The 3,278-nt window shown below is 70.2% G+C and carries 4 protein-coding genes; all 4 read right to left on the bottom strand.

Annotation, left to right across the window (positions count from 1 at the left end; all coding sequences use genetic code 11):
- Positions 1-109: 109 nt before the first annotated feature.
- Entirely contained in the window at positions 110-583 is a 474-nt protein-coding gene (locus BN13_RS18945) for a twin-arginine translocase TatA/TatE family subunit (protein ID WP_235434104.1), read from the bottom strand.
- A gap of 107 nt (positions 584-690) precedes the next feature.
- Positions 691-2,175 (bottom strand): S1C family serine protease, encoded by a 1,485-nt coding sequence (locus BN13_RS18400; RefSeq protein ID WP_053079843.1) that lies wholly within the window; start codon positions 2,173-2,175, stop codon positions 691-693.
- Positions 2,172-2,930, bottom strand: coding sequence for a hypothetical protein (locus BN13_RS17270; RefSeq protein ID WP_157038659.1), 759 nt, complete (start codon positions 2,928-2,930; stop codon positions 2,172-2,174). Before BN13_RS17270 ends, BN13_RS18400 begins: the two co-directional genes overlap by 4 nt.
- A gap of 28 nt (positions 2,931-2,958) precedes the next feature.
- On the bottom strand, positions 2,959-3,278 hold a 320-nt coding region (locus tag BN13_RS17265; protein ID WP_048548446.1), incomplete at its 5' end, for a sigma-70 family RNA polymerase sigma factor.

Here is a 3,278-nt window from a genome sequence, read left to right as displayed (position 1 = left end):
TGGTGAGGCGTTATAGCGCCTCACCAGCGCACGAACCCCTCACGGAGGCCGCGGAAAGCCTCACCCGGTCGAGAAAGCCTCACCACGAAGGCGTCAGGTGACCTGCGCCTCAGGTGGCCTCGGCGTCGAAGGGCACCCCGGCGTGGGCGTAGTCGCCGTCGTTGGGGTGATCCTTGCGCGGGGAGGCGAAATCGGCGTCCGTGCCAAAGCCGTCGTCCGCCCAGGAGTCCCCCTGGCCCTCATGTCCGGTCAGGTCCTCGCCACGCGCCAACTGGCGGGTCGAGTTGCGCATCGAGTTGATTTCCTCGGACATCGGACCCCAGGCATCATTCAGGGGTTCACTGAGGGCGTCGCGCACGATCTTGCGCGGGTCATATAGGCGCGGGTCGTACTGCCGCCAGTTGATGTCGTCGAACTCCGGCCCCATCTGCTCCTTGAGCTGGGCTTTGGCCCCGTCGGCCATGATCCGGAAGCTGCGTATGCCGCGGGCGAGCTTCGCGGCATACTCCGGCATCCGTTGGGGGCCGATGATCACCATGATCAGCACGAAGACGACGACCCACTCACTCCAGTCCATCAGCATGGCGGGTGGTTCCTCATCTCGGCGGTCAACATTCTCGGGGACTCAGTCGTTCTCGGTGTTCTGGCGTTTTCGGGTTCTGCGGTTCTCGGGTGCAAGCCGGGGCGGGCTCAGTCGTTCTTGGCAGCTTGCAATGTCATTGTGACATCCAGCGACTTGCCGGACCGACGAATGGTCACCTGCACCCGGTCGCCCACATTCTTGGCCCGGATGGCCACGATGAGGTCGCTAGCCTCCGCAATCTCACGCCCGTCAAAACGGACGATGAGGTCCCCCGGTTCCAGCCCGGCGAGATCGGCTGGACCGCCGCTCACCACCGCATCGGGGTCGCTGCCCGAGGTCCGGATCAGGGCTCCGGGACCCGCGTACGACTCATCCAGCATCACCCCGATAACCGGGTGCTCAGACTTGCCGGTCTTGATCAGCTGATTGGCCGTCTTGACCACCTGGGCGCTCGGAATGGCGAACCCGAGACCGATATTGCCGGCCGCCCCGTTCGTGGCGCCGGGCGGTGTGGCGATCGCCGAGTTGACGCCGATGACCTTGCCCGCGGCGTCGAGCAGCGGGCCACCACTGTTGCCGGGGTTGATTGCTGCGTCGGTCTGAATGGCGTTGATATACGACCGGCTACTCGCGTCGCCGGCCACCACCGGCCGGTCGATCGCCGACACGATGCCCGCGGTGACCGTGCTGGACAGCCCGAGTGGCGCCCCCACGGCCAACACCGAATCCCCGACCACAACACTGTCGCTGTCCCCGATCGGCAACGGGCGCAAGTCGGTTCGTTTCGTCGCCAACACCGCGATGTCGTATGCCGGGTCCGTCCCGACAACGCTGGCCTCCACCCGCTCACCGTCGGGCAGGATGACGACCAGGTCGGTCCCGATCCCCTCGACGACGTGGTTGTTGGTCACGACGTGGCCGCGGTTGTCGTAGACGAAGCCCGAGCCCGTGCCTTCCGAGGCCGCGTTGCTGGCGTGGATTGTCACGACGCTCGGCAGCGCCGTAGCCGCCACCCCGGCGAGGCTGTCCGCTGGCCGGGCGGTGTTCCCAGACGAGATGCTCGGCAGGTCGCCGCGCGTGGCGACGGCTCCGATCAATCCCCCGCCGACACCGGCGAGAGCGGCGGTGACCGCGGTGATGGCCAAGACCGCGCCCCAACCGGGCCCGCGCCCCTTGCTGGGGTAGCCCCCGGCGAGCGGTCCCGGTGCCGGACTCCAGGACTGTTCGGACCTCCGCTGGTCCCCGGGGGCGGACGCCAGCGCTGCAGTCGCCGCTGCCGACTCACCAGCGACAGACGCGTCACCCCAGTTCCACGCGTCCCAGCGAGCGGGCTCCCCGGGCATGACCTCCCGGGGATCGACCTGACCCGGCGAGACGTCACCGGTCGGCAGGTGACCCGGTGTGACCTGACCCGGCGGGAGCTGGGTTGGCAGGACCTGGGTTGGCGGGAACTCAGTAGGCGTGGGTTGCGCCGGCATCGGCTGGGTCACCGCGGACGACGCGTCCCCGCCACCCCAGAGCGGGGTCCGTGAGGACGGGTCACGCGGGGAGGCATCGCGCGGGCCGTCGCCCTGCTCGCTCGACCACGTCATGGGGTCGATTGTGCCTGCTTCACGTCAAAACCGTTGCCGGCGCCGAATTCGCGTGCGGGCGCCGTCGTCGCCGCGCCGACCGGAAGCACCCGCGCACCGGCCGGGCGCGCCAGGTGGTCGAACGACCCGACCCGGGCCGACGTCGAGGCTGCCGGGGCGACGGACATCCCCCATACGGCCGCGACCGAGGCACCCGCTGCGGCGGTAGCAAAGAGGGCCGCGCGCAGCGCCGACCGATGCTGGGCGGGTGCCGTCGGCGACAGCACCGCCACCCCGAGGTCCGGCCCGAGACGGTCCGGCCCCAGACGATCCGGCCCGAGACGATCCGGCCCCAGACGATCTTGCCCGAGACCGGCGGGGGCGCGCCGGGATACGGGCGGTCCGAAGATATGCGCCGCAGAGGCCGAAGCCGTCTCATCGTCGGAGTCGGGCAACCAGGCAAGGGGAACAGCCGTGTCGAATCCGCCGCGCCGGGCCCCCGACGGAGCCGCGTCCGCCGCAGCAGACGCCGCCGACCGTCGCGCCGGCACCGCCACCGGGATCTCCTGCGAGACCGCAAGCAGCATGGCGCGCAACTCATCGGAGACCGCCGGCCCGCTACGGAGGGTGGCCCGCACCCTGCGCTCGAGATCGGCCGCTCCGCGACACGACGTGCACGCGACCAGGTGCCGATCCCAACTCAACTGCTCGCTCTGGGGAAGCGCCGCCTCGACGTAGTCGCCCACGAGATCGCCCAGGCATCGCGACCGGTTCATCGGGTGACCGCCCGCCACTCCACCGTCATCACGCCCCTGCCGGCGCGAGGCGGGCACCACCCAGGGGGGCGCGGGTCGCCGTGGCCCGCCGGACTTCCGGGGCGCGGTGCGCGAGCGCCTCGCGCAACTGGGCCCGGCCACGGTGGATCCGCGAACGCACCGTGCCCAGCTTCACCCCGAGCGTCGCCGCGATCTCCTCATACGACAGGCCCTCGATGTCGCACAGCACCACGGCCGCGCGGAAGTCCGGAGGAAGGGTGTCCAGCGCCCGCTGGACGTCGTCATCGAAGTGCCGATCGGCATACACCTGATCGGGGGACGGCTCGCGGCTCGGCAAGCGAGCCGACG

It is taken from the genome of Nostocoides jenkinsii Ben 74, from assembly GCF_001046875.1.
GTDB classification, from domain to species: Bacteria; Actinomycetota; Actinomycetes; order Actinomycetales; family Dermatophilaceae; genus Nostocoides_A; species Nostocoides_A jenkinsii.
Note: the sequence above shows the minus strand (reverse complement) of the source record. Positions and strands in the feature narration are given on the sequence as shown.

Coding starts and splice junctions, on each gene's coding strand:
- BN13_RS18945 (WP_235434104.1), bottom strand. CDS start 583: ATGCTGATGGACTGGAGTGAGTGGGTCGTCGTCTTCGTGCTGATCATG.
- BN13_RS18400 (WP_053079843.1), bottom strand. CDS start 2,175: ATGACGTGGTCGAGCGAGCAGGGCGACGGCCCGCGCGATGCCTCCCCG.
- BN13_RS17270 (WP_157038659.1), bottom strand. CDS start 2,930: ATGAACCGGTCGCGATGCCTGGGCGATCTCGTGGGCGACTACGTCGAG.